This window comes from Devosia sp. WQ 349K1, assembly GCF_016595685.1.
Lineage (GTDB): Bacteria > Pseudomonadota > Alphaproteobacteria > Rhizobiales > Devosiaceae > Devosia.
Genome location: NZ_JAENGO010000005.1, coordinates 162747 through 184737 on the forward strand (window position 1 = coordinate 162747; position 21991 = coordinate 184737).

Consider the following 21991-nt stretch of genomic DNA (forward strand, 5'->3'; position numbering starts at 1 on the left):
AGGCGTCTCGCCAAACTGGACAGATCAGCTCTCCGCCTGTTCTATCCGTTCATGGAAAAACCTGCCCGATTCCCCGATGTTATGCTGCTTGCCGCCGGTCTTGGCACGCGGCTGCGCCCAATCACCGAAGCCGTCCCAAAGCCGCTTGTGCCGGTGGCTGGTATTCCTTTGATTGAGCGCGTCATCGGCACCGCTCGGGCAGAAGGGGCAAAGCGCTTCGCTGCCAATGCCCATTATCGCGCGGACCAAGTGCTGGCCCATTTTGGCGGCCTGCTAAAGGTCAATCGCGAAGACACCCGCCTCGGCACGGGTGGCGGCGTCAAAGCCGCGCTGCCCATGCTGCACTCCGATCCGTTCTTCGTCATGAACACGGACGCCTTCTGGCCGGAAGGGGCGGATACGCCTTTGGCCCGCATGCAGGCCAAGCGAGAAACCGAAGATCAAATCGTGCTCCTATGCGTCCAGCCTTCGCGTGCTTCAGGCTTTTCCCGCAGCCACGATTTTTGCCTTGATCCGTTTGGGCGTATTACCCTCGATTACGGCGCTCCGGTCATCTATGCGGGCGTGGCTCTTCTGGGCAAAAACCTCTTCGCTGACACGCCTGACGGCGAGTTTTCCTTGAACCTCTTGTTCGAGCGTGCCCTCGAAGAGGAAAATCTTCTCGGCGTCACCTTGGACGCGCCATGGTTCCATGTCGGCGATGCCGAAGGGCTCGCCGCAGCCGAAAAGGCGCTTTCGGCATGAGGCTCTTTTCGATCGCCCCCCACACCCCATTTCTGCAGTGTCTCGCCGATGCAGTGATGGATGGTCGGCTGCTACACGATTGGAACCGCTCTGGCCCCTTCTGGCTGTCCGACGTCACCATTGTCGTCCCCACCCAACGCGCCCGCGCGCTGCTCGCAGATTGTTTTGCTGCGCATCCTGAATACGCAGGCCTTCTGCCGGATATTCGTACCTTTGGTGGTGACGACGCCGAAGAAGAACCTTTCCTGCCGCCCTATGATGCTCCACCCATGCCGCTGGGCGTGACCGGGCTAGAGCGCCGCCTCGTGATGTCACGCCTTGTCGCCGCCTGGGCCCATAGCCCGGCGGGCATTCAGGCTTTTTCGACCCCGCCAACGGCCGCTGAAATCTTTTCTATGTCGGACTCGCTCGGCACCGTCATTGACGATCTTCAGATCGAAGAAAAATCCGCTTCCGATCTCTATGCCATCAAAGAGGGCATGGAGCATGAGGTCAGCAATTACTGGCAGCAAACCTTAGAGTTTCTCAATATCGCGCTGACCCTTTGGCCACATCACCTTGGTCCCGGGCGCGCCGATCCGCAGGAAATCCGCCGTCAGCGCCTTGATCGACAAGCGCTGGCTTCAACCCATGTCTATGCGGACCGTCCCGTCATCGCCGCCGGTTCCACCGGGTCGATTGCTGCAACCGCCCGCCTTCTCGCTGCAATCGGCAGCCTGCCGCGTGGCGCGGTTGTGCTCCCCGGCCTCGACATGGATATGAGCCCGCAGATGCACGAGGCGCTGCTCAATTCCGACAGCAATCCGCATGGCCACCCGCAATATGGCCTCGCCCGCCTTTTGCGCCGTCTCGGTGCTGGCGTGGGCGATGTGGTGGAGCTGTGTGCGGTCGATCACCCCCGCACCTCCATCGTCAACCACGCCCTCGCGCTCACCGAAGACACAGCGCTTTGGTCGAGCCTACGCCCCGACGACGACATCATCGCGGCGGCATTTGACACTGTGTCCGTCATCCGCGCCCGCACCGAAGACGAGGAAGCGCGCTCCGTCGCCCTCGCCAGTCGCGCCGCTCTCGCCGCGAACAAAACTGTCGGCATTATCACGCCCGACCGAAACCTTGCGCGCCGTATCGCTGCCGAATTGCGTCGCTTTGACATTGAGGTCGACGACGCCGCAGGCGCGCCGCTCTTCCAATCGCCCGCAGGCCGTCTTTCCCGTCAGGTCTTGAGCCTTGTTACCGGGCAATGCGCTCCCGTGGATCTCGTGGCGCTCCTGCGCAATCGCTCTGCCCTCTTTGGCCTCGAGCGCGCCGACATCACCATCTTCGCCGATATTGTCGATCTCAAAATTCTGCGCGGTCAACGCCTCGCCCCCGGTGTCGCGGGACTGCGCAAAGCCGTCGAAAAGCAGACGGGTCAAGACGTTCCGGGTGGTCGTCGCATCAGCGAAGACGCGGCCGAAAAGCTTCTCGGCTTTTTCGATAAGCTCGAAAAGGCCAATTCCGGGCTCAACGCCCTTTCAGCCAAGCCTGAGATAGGAGCCGGGCAACTTGCCGCCGCGCTCTTTGCCGCTGTCACTGCGGTCAGTCAGGGCGCGCCGCTCCATGGGCGAGATGAATTGGCGCGTTGGGCTGCGGACATGGAAAAGCTCGCCGAGGAGGGCCATCGCTTCGCCCCGCGCGGTCTTGATGCAGTCCTTTCCGCGCTTATGACCGGATATCAGGTGCGCAACCGCGAAGCCCGCCGGGCCGATATTTCCATTTGGGGGCAGATTGAAGCCCGCCTCATGGCACCCGATCTGGTTATTCTCGCCGGGCTCAACGAAGACAAATGGCCTGCCGCCGCCGACCCCGGCCCTTGGCTCAGTCGAGGCATGCGCCTTGCTGCTGGCATGGAGCCGCCCGAGCGTATGCAGGGCCTCGCCGCGCATGACTTTGCCCAGGCCATGGGCCGTGACGCCGTTATTATTTCCTATTCAGACCGCGTCGGCTCCAGCCCTGCTTTGCCCTCGCGTCTCGTCCAGCGTCTAGACGCGTTCATCGGCGCTTCGGCAGTGGAGACCATGCGCGAGCGCGGCCAGTTCTGGATTGCCCAATCGCGTGCGATCGACGCTGTAACAAGCGTCACCCCCGCCAAGCGTCCGCTTCCCAATCCACCGATTGTCCCTCGCACCCAAAAACTCTCGGTGACCGAAATCGAAACGCTGATGCGTTCGCCTTATGACATTTACGCCAAGCACGTTCTCAAACTGCGCCAGCTCGATCCTTTGGGCGAAGAGCCTGATGCGCGCGAACGCGGCACCATTATCCACGCCATCTTTGCCCGCTTTGTCCAAGAAGGTTTTGAGGTTTCTGCGCCTGACGCGCTCGAAACCCTCAATCGCCTCGCCGCGGAAGAATTTGCCAATCTCGACGCCATTGGCGAACGCCGGGACATTTGGCTTCGACGCTTTGCCACAGCGGCCGAACAATTCCTCAACTTCGAGCGGCAGCGCGATCCTCTGGTGCGCAAACGCCACGCGGAAATCGAAGGGCAGCTTGAGCTCAAACTGGCGTATGATTTTCTCATCACCGGCAAGGCCGACCGTGTCGATGAGCTGTATGACGGCACGCTCGAAATGCTCGATTTCAAAACCGGCTCACCGCCGTCCGGCGCGGCGATGAAGGCGTTTGAGGCCCCGCAGCTCCTGTTGGAAGCGGAAATGGGTGCCAATGGCGGCATGCGCGGCGTCGCTTCTGCCGACACCTCAGCCCTCACCTATATCAAGATCGGCCTCGGCCCCGACGCCCTTAAAGTCTCGGGGTTTGCCTTGCCGCCCAACACCAGCCTCATGGAGGCGGCCGACGAGATCAACCGTCGCATGCAGTCGCACATCGAGCATTTCCTTTTGGCCGAAACACCGCTTCCCGCCCGACTCATGCCGCTCAAAACCCAGCGTTTTGCAGGGACTTATGATCACTTGGCGCGTGTTGCCGAATGGACCGCTGTTGATGGGGATGACGAGGCATGAGCGATCGCGGCAAACTTTCCGTCCCCTTCGACACCACATCGAGTCAAGCGCGCGCTTCCGACCCCACCTATTCCATCTGGGTGGAAGCCAATGCGGGCTCGGGGAAAACTTTCGTGCTCACCCGTCGCGTCTTGCGCTTGCTGCTTTCCGGCGTGCGGCCGCAATCGATTCTCTGCCTCACCTATACCAAGGCCGCAGCCGCAGAAATGCGCCGCCGCGTCGGCAATGAGCTGGCCGCTTGGGCGGTTGCCAGCGAAGAGGCGCTCTATAAAACTCTCAGCGACGTGTCCGGCAGCGCGCCCACAAAAGAGCAATTGCGCGATGCGCGAACCCTCTTTGCCCGCGCGCTTGAAACCCCCGGCGGGTTGCGCATTCTCACCATCCACGCCTTCTGCGAGGCCGTGTTGCACCGCTTCCCTATTGAAGCCGGTGTCCCCTTTGACTTCGCCGTCATCGAAGACGATCGCCAGGAGCAGATGATCCTCTCGGCCCGCGAAGGCGTCATGGCCGATGGCTTGCGCGGCAAGGAAAATGCCCAAGCGGTGGAAAGCCTGTTCGGGCTCATGAGCGATCACGCCATCTCCGAAGCTATTGCAGTGGCCCTCTCGGAAGGGGCACGTCTTGAGCCCGTGCTGGCGGACATTGGTGGGGCGAAGGCGCGCTTGCGCAAGATTGCTGGTTTTTCGGGCCGCTCCTTTGCCGAGATCCGCGCCGATATTCCTGCCCATACGCTTCTCACCGCCGACACACTGACCCAGATTCGCTCTCGCTGTGCGGTTAAGCCTGAAGGCGACGGGTGTGTGGATGTGCTCGCGCGCCTCACGCCCGAAACGCTTACCGCTGAAGAGCTTCGCCGCGCCTTCTTCACCAAAGCAGGCGATCCGCGCAAAAAGCTGCTGCTCAAGGCGGATGATACAGGCAATCCCGGCCTCAACGATCTGCTCACCCGCGAGCAAGAGCGCATTATCGCGCTCGAAGAAGAAGCCAAGGCGTCCGCTCTCGTTGAACGTAGCGAAGCGGTGTTGGATGTCGTCGCCGCCATCCACGCCCGTTACGAAGACGAAAAGCGCCGCCACTCGCTGCTCGACTTTGACGATCTCATCGAAAAGCTCGGCACGCTCTTTGCCAATAAAGAGCTTGGCCCGTGGGTCCAGTATAAGCTCGACGCAGGCATCGACCACATTCTCGTCGATGAAAGTCAGGACACCAATGGTCGGCAGTGGCGCGTTGTTCGTGCTCTGGCCGATGAGTTCTTCACCGGCGAAGGTGCGATAGATCGTCCTCGCTCGCTGTTTGCCGTGGGCGATCAAAAACAGTCGATCTATTCCTTCCAAGGCGCTCAGCCTGTGCTGTTTGGCGAAACCGGTCGCGAAATAGCCCGCCGCGCCCAGCTCGCCTCAAAGAACTTTCAGGCCGTCAAACTGCACACCAGTTTCCGCACCCTCGGCTCCATATTGAACGCGGTCGACAAGGTCTGCTCGCGCGACGATATCCGGGCGGCGCTTCTGTCGGTGGAGCCCATCGGTCACGCCGCAGCCCGTATTCAATCGGGCGGCAGCGTCACGCTCTGGCCTCCAGTGCAGGAGCAAAAAACCGAGCGCGAAACCACCGAATGGCCGCTTGAGCCCGTGGACGGAGAGATGAGTGGCAATCGTCAGGTCGCCATGCGCATCGCTGAGGAAATCCGCTCCTGGATCGATTCTGGCCGCATCTTGGGCGAACGCGGACGTCCCGTTCGCGCCGATGACGTTCTCATCCTCGTTCAAAAGCGCGGCGCTTTCTTCCAAGAGGTCATCCGCGCTCTGCGCGCCAAAAACCTGCCGACTCCCGGCGCTGACCGTCTGGCCGTCACCGGCCACATCGCCGTGCTTGATCTTTTGGCGCTGATGGATGTGCTGCTCAACCCAGCCGACAATCTGCAATTGGCGGCGCTCCTGCGCTCGCCTCTCTTCGACGTCTCTGAAGAGTTGCTCTACGATTTCGCGCACGACCGCCTTGCCAACCAGACCCTCTGGTCAGCAATCTTTGCTTCCGAACAGCCGAAGGCTGTTGCTGTAAAGCAAGTGCTGGGCAAGTGGCGCAGCCAACTCGATATGGAGCGCCCCTTCGAATTCCTCACCGGCGTGCTCTATGCCGAGGGCGGGCTAAAACGCTTCCACGCGCGTTTGGGCACGGAAGTGGACGAGGTTATCTCCGAGCTTTTGGAATTGGCCCTCAGCCACGAGCAGAGCGAGCAGCCCTCCTTGCAGGGTTTTGTCGCTGACATGCGCCGTCGATCTGTCACCATAAAGCGCGAACTGGCCGAAGGCGGCGCGGGCGTGCGCGTCATGACCGTTCACGGCTCCAAGGGCCTCGAAGCCCCCATTGTTATTCTTGCCGATGCGACAGCAAAGCCCTCGGGCAAACAAACCGGCAAGCCGCTTTACGTCGTCGCCGAAGCGCCCGGGCCTTTACTGGTCCATGCCTCCCAATCCGGGCAGCATGTCGAAGAGTCGCTCAATATTAAAGCCGCCAGCGACGCGCAGGTCGCCGAAGAATATTGGCGTCGCCTTTACGTCGCCATGACCCGCGCCGAAGACGAACTTTACGTCACCGGCACGCTTACAGCATCGCAAAAGCTCGACAATTCCTGGTACGAAGCCATCGAGATGGGCCTTGCGGGGGAACTCCACAAAGTCGGCGGCGACGACGACGTGCCGCTCTCCTATGTTTTCCCCCAGCACTCGGCGCTGCGCTACCTGCCCGGTGGTAAGGCTGAGAGTAAAGCCGCCCAAGAGCTGGTGCTACCCGCCGTACCAGAGCCGGACGTGTCGAAAATTATCAGCCCCTCATCGGCTGAAGATCATGGTCCCGCCGAACACGCTCTCGACACTCTGGCCGAACGCGCCCGTGACGCCGAAACGGCGCGCCGCGCTGGCATCGCACTCCACGCTTTGCTGCAGCACCTTGTGCGCGTTGAGCGTTCGGCCTGGGAGCAGGTCGCTCCGCGTGCGCTGGATGCGCTGATGCCGGGGGGCGGTGAGCATGCTGAGGACGTGCAAAACCGCGCTATTTCCATTCTCTCTCGGCCCGAGTTCTCTGCGCTCTTCGGCCCTGCGAGCCGACCGGAAGTGCCCTTCCAGATCAACGCCATCAAAAAAGGCGAGCCCATCATCTTGCGCGGTCGCATGGATCGCATCGTGGTCGATGATGAGGGCGTCCTTGTCATCGATTACAAATCTGACGCGAACGCGCCCAGCGACCCCGGAAAGGTCTCCCCGGCCTATCTCACTCAGCTGGGCCTATATGCGCTGGTTGCAACGCAGCTTTTCCCCGGCCGCTCGGTCCGCGCGGGTATTCTTTGGACTCAGTTGGAATCCCTAATGATTTTGCCGCCAGAACGGCTTGCAGAAGCGACAAAGGATTTCACGCTCGATTGACCGGACCTTGTATCTGGGCTGGACTCTTCCCAGCTTTAGGAGCAAACAGACGACCGCTTTCAACCTAAAGGCACCATGATGACTAATCCTGTTTCCGAGGCCAACTTTGGCGAGGAAGTCCTGAACTCCAAGGAGCCCGTACTCGTGGACTTCTGGGCGGAGTGGTGCGGACCGTGCCGCGCAATCGCCCCTGTCCTTGATGAACTCTCCAGTGAACTGGCTGGCAAGGTAAAGATCGTTAAGCTGAACGTCGACGAAAACCCGGGCCTTGCGGCTCAGTATGGCGTTCGCTCGATCCCGACCATGATCCTGTTCAAGGGCGGTCAGGCAGCTGACATGAAGATCGGCGCAGGCACCCCAAAGGCGGGTCTTGCCAAGTGGCTCGAAGGCCACGCCGCTTAATCGGCAGACCAGAAATTTTTTGTTGCGCCGTCGGGATTTCCCGGCGGCGCTTTTGTTTGCTTGAAGATCTGCCTCGCCTTTGCCACCTTGCTCTGGTGCTGCTAAGCAAGACAAAACAGAATAAGAAGACTTCAGGGGATTTGCCTTGGCCGCCATCGACCTCTCTGCCGCGCCGTTCCATCTTGAAGACGGCGCGCAGGCCTGGGTGCAAGAAACGCTGACCAGCCTAAGCCCGCGCGATAAGCTGGCACAGCTGTTCATTCTGCTGTCACGCGATGCGCCGGAGGCCGCACTCGATAGTCTGCGCGCGTTCAAACCAGCCGGTATCACGCGAATCTATTCGTCCAATCTCAGTGCTGAGATTGGCTTGATCAATGACGCCAATAGCGTTGGTCCTGTGCCCATGCTGGTCAGCGCCGATCTCGAAGGCAGCCGCATGAGCCTGCCCTTTGGCACTGAAGTGCCAAATCCGCTTGCGCTGGCGGCCATCGACGATGTTGAAACCACATCCGCGATTGCCACCATCATGGCCGAAGAGGCTCATGCTGTTGGGCTCAATTGGAGCTTTACGCCGCTGCTCGACATCAATGCCGCTTGGCGCAGCGCCATTGTCAGCACGCGCTCATTTGGCTCGGACGTTGATCTGATCGAGCGCCACGCCCTAGCAGAAATCTCGGCCTTCCAGGCCAGTGGCGTCGCCGCGACCGTAAAGCACTGGCCGGGCGAAGGCTTTGATGACCGCGATCAGCACCTGGTCACAACCGTAAACCCGCTCTCCGTGGAGGAATGGGAAGACAAGTTCGGTCGGCTGTATCGCGCCGCCATTGATGCGGGCGTCATGAGCGTCATGTCTGCCCATATCGCTTTTCCCGCCTATGTCCTCGCCAATGACCCAGATGCAGGCGCTGAGGCATACCGCCCAGCCGTTTTAAGCTCTTTGCTCAATCAGCAGCTCCTACGCGAAAAGCTGGGCTTTAACGGCCTTATCGTCACCGACGCCACGCCTATGGCTGGTTTTGGTGACTGGGGCCCGCGTTCCGAAATCATTCCGCAATCCATCATTGCTGGCTGCGATCTTATTCTGTTTTCCGACGATCCCACGGCCGACTTGATGCATCTCGTTGCCGCCGTTGCCGATGGTCGCTTGAGCCAGGAACGTGTTGATGAAGCCGTCACGCGTGTTTTGGCGCTCAAGGCCGCACTGGGCCTTCACAAGACTGATCGTGAGCCGCTGGAGCCAATCAGCGCGCAGCTCACTCTAGCGCGTCTGTCGAGCAAAGAAGTCGCCAAGGCAGCGCATGACAAAGTGCCAACGCTGGTCAAAGACACAGCGAACCTTTTGCCGTTGACGGTTGAAAAGCATAAGCGTGTTTTGATCTTTTCGACCGGGGCGGTGCAACCCTTCGCACCGGTGCCTCTGCCGCTGTCCTTGCCAGATCTCTTGCGCGAGCAGGGTTTTGAGATCACCGAATATACGCCTGACATGCAGGTCAACATCAAGGATTTTGATCTCGTGCTGTATCTTCTTGCGGAAGAAACCCTGCTGACGCGTCAGCGGATTTTCCTCAATTGGCGCGAGCTGACGGGCAATGTTTTTGGCGCGATGAAGCGCTATTGGCACGATGTGCCGGTGCTGATGGTGTCGCTTGGCTACCCGTTCTATCTGCATGATGCGCCACGGGTTAAAACCTACGTCAACGCTTATGCCTCCAACGAGGATATGCAGCAGGCGGTCCTCGATTGCCTCTTGGGCAAGAAGCCCTTCTTGGGCAAGAGCCCGGTCGATCCCTTCTGCGGGTCCGACCAGGCCAAATATTGAGGCACACATAGATCAGTCGGGCAGGGTGCTGTTTTTATCCAAAACGTCACCCGCCAGATAAAGCGATCCAGCCACCAGCACGCGGGCGTTTGCAATGCCCGCAGCGGCCTTCAAGGCCGTTTCTACGTCACTGACAGCCTCGGTCGGCACGCCAATAGCTGCGCCGCGTCGGGCAATCTCTTCGCCCGAATGCGCATTAGGCTCGCCCGGAATGGTGAGCGTAAACACTTTCACCGGCTCAAGCGGCATATAGGGCGCCAGCACGTCCTCGGGGGCGCGGGTGTTCATCATCCCGAGCACCAGCACCAACGGCTTTTTCGGCATGGCGCCGAGAGCCTTCGCTACAGCTCGCGAACCATGGGCATTATGCCCGCCATCCAGCCATAGCTCATGGCTAGGGGAGAGCAGGTCGCGCAGGTGTCCATTACGCAGCGGCTGCATGCGCGCTGGCCAAGTGACCTTGCGGAGCCCTTGCGCAAACGCTGCTTCATCAATCGGCAGGCCAAAATGGCGCGCGGCGGCAATGGCCAGCGCAGCATTTTCGAACTGATGCTGTCCGATCAAGGCAGGCGGTGGCAAATCAAGGAGGCCGTCTTGGTCTTCAAAGACCAAACGCCCTTCCTGCTCGGCCCCATAAAACTCTTCGCCCTGATAGATCGGGGTAACGCCCAAGCGGCGTGCAGCGCGGTCGATGACATCGCGCGCGTCAGGCTGTTGAATGCCGATAACCGCCTTGGCGCCACGCTTGAGGATGCCCGCCTTGTTGACAGCAATCTTCCCAATCGTATTGCCGAGGAACCCTTGATGGTCGAGATCGACCGGGGTGATGATCGTGCCCAATGGGGTCTTGACCACATTGGTTGTGTCGTAGGTGCCGCCCATGCCGACTTCGAGCAGAAGATAGTCGGCAGGCGTCTCGGCAAAGAGCTTGAAGGCCGTGACGGTTGTCACCTCAAAGAAAGTGATCGGATCGCCATTGTTGATCAGCTCAACCTCTTCCAATGCAGCATCGAGCACTGGGGTCTCAACCAGTTTGCTAGCGAGACGGATGCGCTCATTGAACCGGACGAGATGCGGAGAATTGTAGACGTGAACTGTCTTGCCCGCCGCTTCTAGGAAAGCGCGCAGATAGGCAATGGTCGAGCCTTTGCCATTGGTCCCGGCCACATGGATGACCGGAGGCAGTTTTTCATGCGGGTTTCCGAGGCGCTCCAACAGGGGCAGCATGCGATCGAGGCTGAGGTCGATCAGCTTTGGGTGAAGCTGGCTCAAACGGGCCAAAATGGCGTCTGTGCGGGACATTTTGTCATTCCCAAATGCAAAAGCCGGGCAGGCCCCGGCAGGTTCCTCTCCCGTGTGAAGGGGGAGGTGGGGTGGGGGCGGTCTAGCATGAGCCGCCCCCGATAGATCTTACTTGCGCAACTCGCCGCCAGTGGCTTTGGCAACCGCCGCCACGACCGCCGCCGACACCTTTTCGATGTCCTCATCAGTCAGTGTCTTGTCGCGTGGCTGCAAGGTCACTTCGATTGCGACCGACTTCTTGCCTTCGCCAACATGGGTGCCTTCAAAGACGTCGAAAATGGTCACGTCTGAGATCAGCACCTTTTCCGCGCCCTTGGCAGCCTTGAGAATGGTCGCAGCCGATACGGCCTTATCCATCACGAAAGCAAAGTCGCGTGACACAGGCTGGAACTGGCTGAGTGCCAGCGCAGGCTTGGTTTTCGTGGCCTTCTTGCGGGCTTCTGGAATTGCATCGAGGTCAATCTCGAACGCCACAACCGGACCTTCAAGGTCAAGCTCAGCAATCAGAGCGGGGTGCAGTTCACCGAACCAACCAAGCGCGACCTTCGGACCAAGGGCGAAGCGACCGCCGCGACCCGGATGGCTCCAGCTTGCAGCTTCTGGCAACACCTGAACCTTGTCGACATCCACGCCAAGAGCATCGAGCACCGCCGCAAGGTCTGCCTTGGCGTCCCAAACGGAAACCGCCGTGGCCTTTCCGGACCAATGACGGCCAGCGCCATTGAGTGTCGCCGTGCCAGTGCGGACGCCCGTTGCATAGGTATGCTGGCCGTCTGGATTACCGGACAGGAACACCTGACCCACTTCAAACAGCGCTACATCGCCAAAGCCACGGTTGGCATTGCGACGCGCACCCGAGAGCAGGCCTGGCAGCAGGGACGGGCGCATATCGGTCATGTCCGAGGCAATGGCATTGGCCAGCTGGCGGTCTTCGGTGCCACCACCAAAGCGTGTCGCCAATTCATTGGAAATGAACGACCAAGTGACGGCTTCATCCAGACCACGCGATGCCAGAGCGCGACGCGTAATGCGGCGACGGTTCTGAATGGTGGTTAGAATGCGCGGAGCGACATGGTTGAGGCGCGGCAGTGGTTCGACGGGAACATTGTCCACGCCCACCATGCGCATCACCTCTTCCACGAGGTCGGCATTCATCGTCACGTCTGGGCGCCAGCTTGGCACCTTCACCGTGCGAACATTGCCCTCGCCTTCAACGCCAAAGCCAAGGCGAGTGAGAATGTCTTCGATCTCGCTAGCGGAAACATTGAGGCCGGTGAGGCGCTTCACTTCCGCGAGTGGGAACTCGACGACCGTGTTCGGGAACACATCTTCACCCGAAATCGCTGGCTCCATGGCGTCGCCGCCGCAGAGTTCCAGCACGAGGCGGGTTGCCAGCTGCAGGCCTGGTTCTGTCAGGGCCGGATCAACATTGCGTTCGAGGCGATAGCGCGCGTCCGAAACAATGCCGGTTTTGCGACCACCCTGAGCAATCAGGTCCGGGTCCCAGCTGGCGCATTCCATGATGATATTGGTGGTGTCTTCGGTCACACCCGAACGGATGCCACCCATAATGCCACCTAGGCACAGCGGGCCCTTGTCGTCGGCGATAACCGTCATGGTTTCGTCGAGCGTGTAAATCTTGTTGTCGAGCGCGTCGAACTCCTCGCCACGGGCATTGCGCAGCACCATGGCGCCCTCAACCTTGTCGGCGTCATAGGCGTGCAGCGGACGACCCCAGCCCAGCGAAACAAGGTTGGTGATATCAACAATGGTGTTGATCGGGCGCAGACCAACAGCGCGCAATCGCGCCTGCAGCCATTCTGGCGAGGGGCCGTTTTTGACGTTGGCGATGTAGCGGCCAGCAAACTTGCGGATCGCCTTTGGCGCGCCGTCAGCGAAGTCATGCGCGAGCGGGGCAATCGGGCTTGGACCCTTGGAAGGGACTGGCGAAAAGTCGGTGGACTTCAACGTCCCCAGACCAAAGGCCGCCAGATCGCGCGCCACGCCATAAACGCCGGTCGCGTCGCCGCGATTTGGTGTGATGGAGATGTCAAAGACAACGCCGTTGATGCCTGCGAAGTCGACGTACTTCTGGCCGATTGGCGCGTCTTCGGGCAGCTCGATAATGCCGTCGTTCTCGTCCGACAGTTCCAGCTCTGCAGCCGAGCACAGCATGCCGTTAGATGGCGCGCCACGGATGACAACGCCACCCTTGAGCTCAAAATCCTTGCCCGGAATATAGGTGCCCGGCGCGGCAAACACGGTCTTCAAACCGGTGCGGCAGTTTGGAGCGCCGCAGACAACGTCGATCAACTCGCCCGTGCCCGCGTCAACTTTACAGATATTGAGGTGGTCCGAGTTCGGGTGCGCTTTGGCTTCCACCACATGCGCGACCACAAACTTTTCGAGCGCCTTACCCTGGCTTTCAATGCCTTCGACCTCGAGACCAATCATGGTCAATGCCTTGCCGATATCTTCCGGCGAAGCATTGGTGTCGAGGTGTTCCTTGAGCCAGTCGAGAGTGAACTTCATTTTGCTATTCTGCTTTCAGGAATCTGGGGTCAGGCTCAGTTGCTCAGGCCGCCGAACAATGTCGGCAGGTCGAGCGGACGGAAGCCATAGTGTTCAATCCAACGCTGGTCAGCGTCGAAGAACGCACGCAGGTCCGGCATGCCGTATTTCAGCATTGCGAGACGGTCGATGCCGACGCCAAAGGCAAAGCCCTGATAGACGCTTGGATCGAGGCCAGCGTGTTCGAGCACGTTAGGGTGAACCATGCCGCAACCCAGAATTTCGAGCCAGTCATTGCCTTCGCCGATCTTCACTTCGGCGCCCGAGCGGTCGCACTGCACGTCAACTTCCATCGACGGCTCAGTGAAGGGGAAGAAGCTTGGGCGGAAGCGCAAGGTGACGTTCGGCACTTCAAAGAAGGCCTTCAGGAATTCTTCGAGCACCCAGCGCAGCTGGCCAATATGGCTCGACTTGTCGATGACGAGACCTTCCACCTGATGGAACATCGGGGTGTGGGTCTGGTCGCTGTCGTTACGATAGGTGCGGCCCGGAATAACCACGCGGATCGGCGGATCTTGTGGTGGGGTCAGATAGGACGCCGATGGCTTATCATTGGTCTTCTGCATGACGCGAACCTGCACCGGCGAGGTGTGGGTGCGCAGAACCTTCTTTTCCCCGTTCGGGCCGGGCTTCATGAAGAAGGTGTCGTGCATTTCGCGCGCCGGGTGGCCTTCAGGGAAGTTCAGCGCGGTGAAGTTGTAATAATCGGTCTCGATATCGGGACCTTCGGCTACGGAAAAACCCATGTCCGAGAAAATCGCAGTGATTTCGTCAATGGTCTGCGAAATCGGGTGAATGCGGCCCTTGGCGGTTGGGGCAGGCTGCAAGGGCAGGGTGACATCGAGCGTCTCCGCCGTGAGGCGCGCTTCTAGCGCTGCGCTCTTGAGGGAAATGCTGCGCGCGTCGATAAGGCCCGCCACATCATTCTTGAGCCCGTTGATAGCCGGACCTGCGGCTTTACGGTCTTCGGGGTCCATCGAGCCGAGAGTGGCGAGTAGGGCCGAAACAGACCCTTTCTTGCCCAGGGCTGCGACGCGCACGGCATCAAGTGCAGTTTCTGTATCCGCGCCGTTAATGGCTGCGGAAATCTCACTGCGCAGGGTTTCGATCTGGGACTGCAGGGACATGAATAATCTCGTTCAACGTACTGGTGGCGGTTAGACCAAAACAAAACGCCCCGCGCCAGCCCTCTCGGGTGGCGCAAGGCGCAATTTTGACCTCAGCTAAGCTGAAGATTAGGCGGTAACGCGAGCGTGGGTGGTTGCATCCACGGTTTCGAGATACGCCAGAGCTGCCTTGGCCTTAGCGACGATAGCCGCAAAAGCTTCTGGCTGAGTGATCGCGAGATCGCTCAGAACCTTACGGTCGACAGCGACTTCAGCTTTGCTGAGGCCGTCGATAAAGCGGTTGTAGGTCAGGCCGTAGTCACGCACTGCTGCGTTGATACGCTGGATCCACAGAGCGCGGAAGTTACGCTTCTTGACGCGACGGTCGCGGTAAGCGTACTGGCCGGCCTTTTCGACCGCCTGCTTGGCGATACGGATCGTAGACTTGCGGCGGCCGTAGTAACCTTCGGCGGCCTTCAAGACCTTCTTGTGACGGGCGTGGGCTGTGACGCCTCTTTTTACGCGTGCCATTCTTTAGTGTCCTTCCAGCTTAGCGGTTGTACGGCATGTACCACTTCACCAGACCCTCGTCGCCCTTGGACAGGATCTTGGTGCCGCGGTTGGTGCGGATGTACTTTGCGTTGTGGCTGATAAGGCGGTGGCGCTTGCCGGCAACGCCGGCCTTCACCTTACCGGTTGCGGTGAAGCTGAAACGCTTCTTTGCACCGGACTTGGTCTTCATCTTTGGCATTTTGCGGGTCCTTTTGAAGGTACTTGGATGGATTTTGGCCCATCGCATTCAAGAACCGCCACGGCATGCCTTTTGGCCGGGCGATCCGGAGATGGGGCTTAATAGGCGTCCTGCGCACGAAACGCAAGGCCTTAAGCCGCCTCCTCCTGGCTATCGTGTTCGCCTTGTGTAAAGCGAGTAACGATTTCGTCGAGCGCTTCGGCCTGCGCACGCGTTTGGTCGATCGAGGCGTGCGATTCTTCAACCAGCGCGGCGTTCTGGTGCATGTCGCTATCCATTTCACGCATGGATTGTGCGATCGTAACAATCGACTGCGATTGGGACTGGGCCGAGGCCGCAATCTGTTCCATTTCAGAGCTCGAGCGACCGACCACGGTGTGGATGGCCGATAGCACTTCTGCTGCTTCCTGCGCGATCTTGGTGCCGCCCGCAACAACGGTTGAGGATTTCGAGGTCAGCGCCTTAATGTCTTGCGAGGCATTGGCCGCCGATTGCGCCAGACGGCGCACTTCTACGGCCACCACAGCAAAACCCTTGCCCGCATCGCCTGCGCGCGCCGCTTCCACCGAAGCGTTGAGCGCCAAGAGATTGGTCTGGAAGGCAATGTCTTCGATCATGCCCGTAATCGAGGAAATCTGATCAGAGGAGCTGCGGATGTCCGTCATGGCCTGCAGCAGGCGCGACATTGCCGAATTGCCATTATAGGCCAATTCGGCCGATTCCTTGGCGCTATTGGCGGCCTTATGGGCCAGTTCGGCGGTTTCATCGAGCTGGCTTGCCAAGTGTTCAACGGCGCGCACGGTGGTTTCCAAAACGCCAGCCTGACGATGAGTGCGTTCGGCCAGATTGTCGGTCCCGCTCAAAATCTCGCGGGTGGCGCGACGGAGGGCCTGCGAGGCGTCAGAGAGCTGTTCCATCGTGCCAGACAGAGACTCTGCCAAAGCATTGGTGTCGTTCTGCAGCTTCTGGAAGACGCCACGGAACTCGCCTTCAACGCGGTGATCCAAACGCGCAGCAGCAAGATTGGCCAGCACATTGGCGTTCGTCTGCACGCCTTGCGCCACCGTTTCCATCAGCGCGTTAACGCTGCGTGCCAAGGCGTCGAGGTCGTCGCTGCCATAGCCATTGCTGAGACGCGCGGAGAAATCCCCATCAAGCGCCGCATCGACAACATAGCCGAGGTCCGCCTTGAGCGTGCTCCAGCGCTGCGCAGCAAGCTGCGCCTCGCGTTGCTCTTCCTGCTCGCGTTGGCGCGATGCCTGCAAGGTCTGGCCGTTCTTCCCGAACACTTCGAGCGCGCGGGCGATGCTTCCAAGCGCGTCGGTGCGCTCGGTATTATCAATCGTGAGGTCAAACTCGCCGCTCGAGAGACGGTCCATCCGCTCGGCGATGGCCCCGATTTCCTTTGCCAGCCAACGCGCCGTCAGCAGGCTGAAGATCACGCCGATGATCAAAGCGAGGCCGCCTGCGAGTGAGGCCAAGAGGGTGATCTGACCGCTCTGCTCGCCCACCTGCTGTTCGATCCGCGCCTCTTCGGCAGCGCTTTGTTCAAGCGTGGAATTATAAGACTGCAACAGCGCCGCGTCGGCAGCAGCGACAGAGCGCTCAAACTCGGCACTGGCTTGTTGGATCTCCGCCATAGTGGTGAGTTCTGAGAGGACTAGGTTGAGTTCACCCAGAATGGTTTTGGCGAGGTCATCCAGAGGCGAGCCATAAATGCTGTAGCGCAGCATGTTGAGCGCTTTGGTGGTTTCGGAGTGCGCGGTCATGGCGTGGTCCAGCGCGCCCGGTTCCCCGCTCAACAGATCTTCTGTTTCAATGCGCAGCATCAGAACACCACGCTGCACCGCTGCGCCGTTTGCCGTTACGGCAACGGACAGCCCATCGAGCTGCGACAAGCCTTTGACCAGCTCTTCTGCCTGATCCATCAGGGTCAGGTTTTGCGCGCGTACCATCTCACTTTGGGAGATGAGGTTCGTATCGAGAGCGATGATGGATTCAACGTTCTCAATGAACACGGCCACGTCTTCTTCGGGCAAGCGCGCCAGCGCTTCGCGCAAAGGCGCCTCAGTCGCGCTCGATGGTCGGACGCGGTATTGGCTAAAGGCAAGGCGCGCATCCGCCAGATGTTCAGATCGCGTGCGAACTTCATCGGTCTGCTGCGCCACCAGGCTACGGTCTGCAAATGCCGCGGTTAATGTCTGGCTGCCAACCAAGCACAGTGCAAGAAGGCCACCCATCAGCACGATCAGGATGCTAAAAGCGAGATAGATACGCGCTGACAGAGATAAGCGGTGCAGATTCATAGACCTAGCCTAGGGAAGTCCCAACGTTAGCGGACTAGGTAGAGGTCATATCTTAATGAATCTTGCATGGTACTGCCATAAATGTGGTTATAGCAGTAGCTTAGCGGCACGCGCGCGCCGCTAAGAGATATGTCAAAGCTGGGCTGCCTAGTGTGCGCTCTGCTCAGGCGTGCTGTAGTTCCGCAGGGCAAAGCCCACGCCAATGGCCAAGACTGCCACGATTGTTGCAGCGCTGAGGAGAACCGTTTGGTGAGCGCTAGAAAAAGCCAGACGCGCCGCCTGTTCTAAAAGCCCAGCCTGATCGCCTAGGCTTTGGGTTGCCAACATGGTCTCCCCAATCGAATCCTTGGCATTGGCAGGCACGAGTGCCGCCAGACCCTCAGGAACGCGCAGGTTTGTGGCGTAGATATTGGTGAGCAAGACGCCAAAGAGCGAAATGCCCAAGCCTGCGCCCAGCTCATAGCCCGTGCCTTCTAGTGAGCCCGCAGCTCCGGCTTTGTCGGCCGGTGCATTCGACATAATGGCGATCGAGGAGGCTGTAAGGCCGATGCTGAGGGCCAGCCCAAGCATCGCCATCATCAGGTAAACCGTTACGCCGGGGTGGTGGAAATCGCTGACACCCAGGACGCTCAGCGCCAAGGCTGCAATCAACAACGACGCCGGTGCGAGCCACTTTAGCCCGACGTATTTGACCAGATAGCCGGCCACAGGTCCGCCAATCGCCGAGGCGATGACGAGTGGCATCATGAAGAGACCGGCTTGAAGCGGGCTACGGCCAACCACAAACTGCAATTCCTGCGCGATAGTGAGTTCCACTCCAGCCAGCGCGCCGGTCACGACCAGTGCCATGACCACGCCCGCGACAATAGCGGGTGTTTGCAGCAGGCTCATATCGAGCATGGGCGTTGCCGAGCGCAATTGCTGGCGCACAAACCAAGCGATCAGTGCCAGCCCGATGGCCGCAATGGAGAGGCTGGTGATGACGGAACTGTCGGGTTTAAAGCCAGATTTCAGAGCGTAAACGGTGGCAATCAGGCCAAGAATAAGGGCCAGTGCCTGTCCGAATTTCCACTCAGCTGTGCCTTCTGGCTTGCGCTTCGGGACGACGAAATAGGCGAGCGGCCAGACAATGGCCATTACCGGCACATTGATCAAAAACACAGAGCCCCACCAGAAGTGCTCAAGCAGGAAGCCGCCCACCAGTGGACCGAAAGCCGCGCCTGCGCCGCCGATCGTGCCCCAGAGGCCCAAAGCCATGGCGCGTTCATTCGCATCGTCAAAAGTCTGGCGAATAATGGCCAGAATATTGGGCATCACCATGGAGGCGCCGATCGCGAGCAACAGCCGTGCGCCGATCAAAACGCTGGCGGTGGGAGCGAAAGCGGCAATCACCGAAGCGACCAAAAATATGGCGAGCCCGGTGAGCAACATCCGCTTATGCCCCACCCTGTCGGCCAGAGTGCCCATCGGCACCAAAAGACCGGCCATGATCAGGGGGTAGATGTCGATGATCCAAAGGATCTCGGTGCCACTTGCGCCCAGTGCCAAGGTCAAAGACGGCACAGCGATGTGCAAGATGGTCATGTCGATGACGATTGGCACAAAGGCAACCAGAACTGCGATCAGCACCAGCCATCTGTTATGAGTCTTCGGCATCGTACACCTCATTTTGAGTCATTGCGGCCTAGCTTCGCCGCCAAAGATTGGTTATTTATATCCGTCCGGACGGATTGAAAAGAGAAAAAAGTGGGTAGAAAACAAACAATTGATCGTGGTGCTTTACTCGATGCTGCCGAGCGCGTGGTGTTTCGCGATGGCGCTGGGCAGCTGACAATCGAAGCGGTTGCCGCCGAAGCTGGGGTCAGCAAAGGCGGGGTGCTTTACGCGTTCACCAATAAGGATGGTTTGATCGACGCCATGTTCACGCGCGTCTTTGCCGCAATGGACGAGATCGCCAACGCGCGCATGGCTGAGATGGAAGATACAAGCGAAAATCGAGTGCGCGCCCACACCATCGCCAGCCGCGACGCCGGCCAGAGCCTGAATGAGCGCTCGGTTGCGCTCGTGACCAATTTCATGCGGTCGCCGCAATATCGGAAAGGGGCGCTGGAGTATTACGAGCAACTCCTGCGCAAGCTGGACCTCTCGACCCCGTCAGGTCGAAAAGCGCGCCTCGCGCTCTTTGCCAGCGAAGGCGCGCTCCTGCTGCGCGGCATGGATTTTTACCCCATCAGCGAAAGCGACTGGGTCGAAATCCATAATGATATTCTCTCTATTCTGCTTGCTGAGAAGCCTTGAGGCGCGGCTCAAGGTGATCTTCAAAGAGCAGGCCCGGCTGTGCCGCGAGGGCATCGCCGAATTCGGCCTCGGCCGCTATCGAGATGGTTAGGAAGGCAGCGACGCCGTCCACATCGCTTTGCGATAGCCCATAATAACCACTTTCCAATCGCCTCAGGATTTCGCGCTTGGAGCGGATCATTCCCTCGGTCACATTTGTGGAATTGCTCATCGAGCCTTCCCGCTTGATATAATCATGCAGCGGCTCGCCCAAATGGTAGCTTTGTGGCGCCGTCCGGTAGAGCTGCAGCAAAAACTCCAAGTCGGTCATATTGCTCATGCCGGCCTCAAACCGCCCATCGGCTTTGGCCCGGTCCCACACCACCATTGAGTCCATCGAAAGGCTCACCCATTTGTGTTCGCCCGGCGTCAGCGCGCGGTTCTCGCCAACGCCGACAAAGCGCAGGTGTGCAAAGCTCATGTCCATGACATCAAGTGCGGTACTGACAATGGCAAAATCCTTGAGTGCTGACACAGCTTTCTCAAGTTTTGTGGGCTTTAGCCGGTCGTCCGCATCCAAAATTGCCGCATATGGCGCGGTAATCGTTTCGAGCGCCACATTGCGCGTCACCGAAGCGCCAAGGCCAATCCCGCCGCTCGTCAGAAAGCGCTGGCGTGGATCGTTTAGGCCCTGTTCATACATGTAGGAGCGATAATCGAAGCCGTCGTCGGCGATGATCCAGTGTTCCCAGTCGCCGTGTGTTTGGTTCAGTACGCTTGTCGCGGTCGTCGCCAGCGTGCTTTGGGCGTGAAAGGCAGGCGTAATGATGGCGACCGTATGGGGCATGGATGCTCCTTAGCTCTTGAACCCGGCTAGGCCATACCCATATCTTGAGCGCGTTGCAGACGCCATATGTGTTCGGGTCTGCGACAGGACGTTGCTTGATGTTCAAGGACGCTTAAATGTCGCGTATTTCGGTGTTTTCTGCACCTTTCCTCCTCGGGTTTGATAACTTTGAGGAGCGCATTGATCGCCTTCAGCGTGCTGCTGACGGCTATCCGCCCTATAATATCGAGCGCGTTCAGACCGAAGATGGCGCTGAACGATTTTTGATCTCGGTTGCCGTCGCTGGGTTCTCGCAAAATGAACTCGAGGTGCAGGTTGAAGACAATCAGCTGCAGCTACGAGGAAAACAGAAAGACGACCCCGGTCGTGACTATCTGCATCGCGGCATTGCGGCCCGCCAATTCCAACGGAGCTTTCTGCTAGCCGACGGAATGCAAGTCCTCGATGCAACTTTAGGGCATGGTATGCTCGTTATCACTGCTGAGCGTCCTCGCGCTCAGAAGATCGCCCGAATTATCAACATTCGCTCTCTCTAAATGAGCACTCCTCCCCAAGGGCCGAGCCTCCGGCCCGTGCCAGGAGAGAGCCAAGGAAAGGAAAGGGCCGACCCGATGATGGACAAAAGCAATTCCGACCTTCATGCGGATGAACTGAACCCGCTTAAGCATCTCACGCGCGCCCAGTTTGCCGCGCTCGGGGGTGATGCGGTCGCCTATATTAAAGCCGTGCCTGGTTCGCTGCTGACGACGCTCATCGAGGAAGGCCATTTCGACGCCGCTGGTGAATATCACCTGGTGATGTCTGCTGATGGCACCCCGCTCATGGTGGCTGATACCACCGAGGCCGTCGCAGAATGGCTGTCTGACCAGCGCATAGGTGTCGCAACTCTGCATTAGGCGGAGTTGAAAAGCCCAAAGAAAAACCCCCGGAGCGCGTGCTGCGGGGGTTTTTTAATCTTTGCCTAGCGGTTTACGCCGCGTCTTCTTCCAACTGCTCGGTCAGCAGCACGTGCAGACGATCTGCATCGTTTTCGGCTCGGAGTTGGTCGACCACGCTTTCGGTGCGCAGAATGCGCGCTACGCGTGAGAGGGCCTTGAGGTGATCAGCGCCAGCGCCAACAGGGGCGAGCAGCATCACAACAATGTCCACTGGCTGGTCGTCGACAGCGTCGAACTCGATCGCCTCATCAAGGCGAGCGAACACAGCGGTTACGCCTTGGAGTCCGGATACCTTGCCATGCGGGATAGCAATTCCGTTGCCCAAACCTGTCGAACCCAACTCTTCTCGTGCCATCAGCACTTCGAGAATGGTCTCTGCAGGAAATCCGGTAAGCTCGGCGCCCTTTTGGGAAAGGAGCTCAAACAGATGGCGTTTGTCGCGCACACCCGTGCAAGTCAGCACGGCATGTTCTGCCAGAATATCGGCCAATTCCATAAGTC

General features: G+C 59.3%; 17 protein-coding genes. 8 read left to right on the plus strand and 9 right to left on the minus strand.

Annotation, left to right across the window (positions count from 1 at the left end; translation table 11 throughout):
• Window positions 1-51: 51 nt before the first annotated feature.
• The 5 genes from JHL21_RS11485 (at window position 52) to JHL21_RS11505 (ending at window position 9392) form a co-directional block, all read left to right on the plus strand.
• Window positions 52-744 carry a nucleotidyltransferase family protein gene (locus JHL21_RS11485; protein ID WP_200213571.1) on the plus strand — a complete coding sequence of 231 codons (693 nt, stop codon included), beginning with the start codon at window positions 52-54 and terminating at the stop codon, window positions 742-744.
• Window positions 741-3752: a double-strand break repair protein AddB gene (addB, locus tag JHL21_RS11490; RefSeq protein WP_200213573.1), complete on the plus strand. Its 3012-nt coding sequence runs from the start codon at window positions 741-743 to the stop codon at window positions 3750-3752. The genes JHL21_RS11485 and addB overlap by 4 nt, the downstream gene beginning before the upstream one ends.
• The gene (addA, locus tag JHL21_RS11495; RefSeq protein ID WP_200213574.1) at window positions 3749-7171 is read left to right on the plus strand and encodes a double-strand break repair helicase AddA; all 3423 of its coding nucleotides are present in this window, start codon (window positions 3749-3751) and stop codon (window positions 7169-7171) included. The genes addB and addA overlap by 4 nt, the downstream gene beginning before the upstream one ends.
• Before the next feature lie 75 nt (window positions 7172-7246).
• Window positions 7247-7573, plus strand: coding sequence for a thioredoxin (gene trxA / locus JHL21_RS11500; RefSeq protein WP_169194351.1), 327 nt, complete (start codon window positions 7247-7249; stop codon window positions 7571-7573).
• Window positions 7574-7718: 145 nt separating this feature from the next.
• Window positions 7719-9392, plus strand: a complete 1674-nt coding sequence (locus JHL21_RS11505; protein WP_200213576.1) for a glycoside hydrolase family 3 protein — start codon at window positions 7719-7721, stop codon at window positions 9390-9392.
• A 12-nt stretch (window positions 9393-9404) separates the two neighbouring features.
• Here the strand turns inward: JHL21_RS11505 and JHL21_RS11510 are convergent, their stop codons facing one another.
• The 7 genes from JHL21_RS11510 to JHL21_RS11540 all read right to left on the minus strand — a co-directional run bounded on the left by JHL21_RS11510 (window position 9405) and on the right by JHL21_RS11540 (window position 19084).
• Window positions 9405-10694: a folylpolyglutamate synthase/dihydrofolate synthase family protein gene (locus JHL21_RS11510; RefSeq protein WP_200213578.1), complete on the minus strand. Its 1290-nt coding sequence runs from the start codon at window positions 10692-10694 to the stop codon at window positions 9405-9407.
• Window positions 10695-10802: 108 nt separating this feature from the next.
• Window positions 10803-13226 carry a phenylalanine--tRNA ligase subunit beta gene (pheT, locus tag JHL21_RS11515; protein WP_200213580.1) on the minus strand — a complete coding sequence of 808 codons (2424 nt, stop codon included), beginning with the start codon at window positions 13224-13226 and terminating at the stop codon, window positions 10803-10805.
• 35 nt (window positions 13227-13261) lie between these two features.
• Window positions 13262-14392: a phenylalanine--tRNA ligase subunit alpha gene (gene pheS, locus JHL21_RS11520; RefSeq protein ID WP_200213582.1), complete on the minus strand. Its 1131-nt coding sequence runs from the start codon at window positions 14390-14392 to the stop codon at window positions 13262-13264.
• Window positions 14393-14500: 108 nt separating this feature from the next.
• Window positions 14501-14902 (minus strand): 50S ribosomal protein L20, encoded by a 402-nt coding sequence (gene rplT / locus JHL21_RS11525; protein ID WP_169194346.1) that lies wholly within the window; start codon window positions 14900-14902, stop codon window positions 14501-14503.
• Window positions 14903-14921: 19 nt separating this feature from the next.
• Window positions 14922-15122 (minus strand): 50S ribosomal protein L35, encoded by a 201-nt coding sequence (gene rpmI / locus JHL21_RS11530; protein WP_046105910.1) that lies wholly within the window; start codon window positions 15120-15122, stop codon window positions 14922-14924.
• Between the two features lie 131 nt (window positions 15123-15253).
• On the minus strand, window positions 15254-17428 hold the full coding sequence (locus tag JHL21_RS11535) for a methyl-accepting chemotaxis protein (protein ID WP_200213584.1): 2175 nt from the start codon (window positions 17426-17428) through the stop codon (window positions 15254-15256).
• Window positions 17429-17575: 147 nt separating this feature from the next.
• A complete protein-coding gene (locus JHL21_RS11540; protein ID WP_254082031.1) occupies window positions 17576-19084 on the minus strand; it encodes an MFS transporter in 1509 nt (502 codons plus the stop codon).
• A 90-nt stretch (window positions 19085-19174) separates the two neighbouring features.
• Between JHL21_RS11540 and JHL21_RS18005 the strand changes: the two genes are divergently transcribed.
• Window positions 19175-19726: a TetR/AcrR family transcriptional regulator gene (locus JHL21_RS18005; RefSeq protein WP_199531117.1), complete on the plus strand. Its 552-nt coding sequence runs from the start codon at window positions 19175-19177 to the stop codon at window positions 19724-19726.
• On the opposite strand, the gene JHL21_RS11550 is transcribed toward JHL21_RS18005, so the two are convergent.
• Complete coding sequence (locus JHL21_RS11550) at window positions 19701-20552, minus strand: glycosyltransferase family 2 protein (RefSeq protein ID WP_200213587.1); 852 nt, start codon at window positions 20550-20552, stop codon at window positions 19701-19703. The two genes, JHL21_RS18005 and JHL21_RS11550, sit on opposite strands and share 26 nt — an antisense overlap.
• A gap of 116 nt (window positions 20553-20668) precedes the next feature.
• On the opposite strand from JHL21_RS11550, the gene JHL21_RS11555 reads away from it, so the two are divergent.
• Both JHL21_RS11555 and JHL21_RS11560 read left to right on the plus strand, forming a co-directional pair.
• Window positions 20669-21088 carry an Hsp20 family protein gene (locus tag JHL21_RS11555; protein ID WP_169194341.1) on the plus strand — a complete coding sequence of 140 codons (420 nt, stop codon included), beginning with the start codon at window positions 20669-20671 and terminating at the stop codon, window positions 21086-21088.
• A 75-nt stretch (window positions 21089-21163) separates the two neighbouring features.
• Window positions 21164-21448, plus strand: coding sequence for a DUF1150 family protein (locus JHL21_RS11560; protein ID WP_169194340.1), 285 nt, complete (start codon window positions 21164-21166; stop codon window positions 21446-21448).
• 73 nt (window positions 21449-21521) lie between these two features.
• Here the strand turns inward: JHL21_RS11560 and JHL21_RS11565 are convergent, their stop codons facing one another.
• On the minus strand, window positions 21522-21986 hold the full coding sequence (locus JHL21_RS11565; RefSeq protein ID WP_169194339.1) for a PTS sugar transporter subunit IIA: 465 nt from the start codon (window positions 21984-21986) through the stop codon (window positions 21522-21524).
• Between the last annotated feature and the right edge of the window lie 5 nt (window positions 21987-21991).